This window comes from Herbidospora mongoliensis (assembly GCF_001570545.1).
GTDB classification, from domain to species: domain Bacteria; phylum Actinomycetota; class Actinomycetes; order Streptosporangiales; family Streptosporangiaceae; genus Herbidospora; species Herbidospora mongoliensis.
This window is the reverse complement of sequence record NZ_BBXD01000043.1, coordinates 1,909-3,063: the sequence shown is the minus strand read 5'-3', so window position 1 is coordinate 3,063 and position 1,155 is coordinate 1,909. Positions and strand designations below refer to the sequence as shown.

Genomic DNA, 1,155 nt, shown 5'->3' with positions numbered 1-1,155 from the left:
GCCGTAGACCGTGAGAGCCGGGTAGGCGAAATTCTCTGGACTGTTTGAGGGTATCCCAAGTAGCACGGGGCTCGAGAAATCCTGTGTGAATCTGCCAGGACCACCTGGTAAGCCTAAATACTCCCTGATGACCGATAGTGAACTAGTACCGTGAGGGAAAGGTGAAAAGCGCCCCGGTGAGGGGTCGTGAAATAGTACCTGAAACCGTGTGCCTACAAGCCGTAGGAGCGTAGACAAGCTTGCTTGTCTGTGATGTGACTGCGTGCCTTTTGAAGAATGAGCCTGCGAGTTATGGTGTGTGGCGAGGTTAACCCGTGTGGGGGAGCCGTAGCGAAAGCGAGTCTGAATAGGGCGTTGAGTCGCATGCTGTAGACCCGAAGCGGAGTGATCTACGCATGGGCAGGTTGAAGCGCGGGTAAGACCGCGTGGAGGACCGAACCCACCAGGGTTGAAAACCTGGGGGATGATCTGTGTGTAGGGGTGAAAGGCCAATCAAACTCCGTGATAGCTGGTTCTCCCCGAAATGCATTTAGGTGCAGCGTCACGTGTTTCTTGCCGGAGGTAGAGCACTGGATGGCTAATGGGCCCTACAAGGTTACTGACGTCAGCCAAACTCCGAATGCCGGTAAGTGAGAGCGTGGCAGTGAGACTGCGGGCGATAAGGTTCGTAGTCGAGAGGGAAACAGCCCAGATCACCGACTAAGGCCCCTAAGCGTGTGCTAAGTGGGAAAGGATGTGGAGTCGCAGAGACAACCAGGAGGTTGGCTTAGAAGCAGCCACCCTTGAAAGAGTGCGTAATAGCTCACTGGTCAAGTGATTCCGCGCCGACAATGTAGCGGGGCTCAAGTACACCGCCGAAGTCGTGGCATTCGCGATTCAGTTCGTGGATGGGTAGGGGAGCGTCGTGTCGCCGGCGAAGCAGCAGAGTGATCTAGTTGTGGAGGCGACGCGAGTGAGAATGCAGGCATGAGTAGCGAATCAGAAGTGAGAAACTTCTGCGCCGGATGACCAAGGGTTCCTGGGGCAGGCTAATCCGCCCAGGGTAAGTCGGGGCCTAAGGCGAGGCCGACAGGCGTAGTCGATGGATAACGGGTTGATATTCCCGTACCCGCTGTGATGCGCCCATATCGAGGCCAGTGATACTAACAGTCCTTA

At 55.8% G+C, this 1,155-nt stretch carries 1 rRNA gene (only partly in view); it reads left to right on the top strand.

From position 1 onward, the window contains the following. Positions 1–1,155 (top strand): 23S ribosomal RNA (locus AW272_RS40085) (it extends past both window edges: 769 nt to the left, 1,854 nt to the right).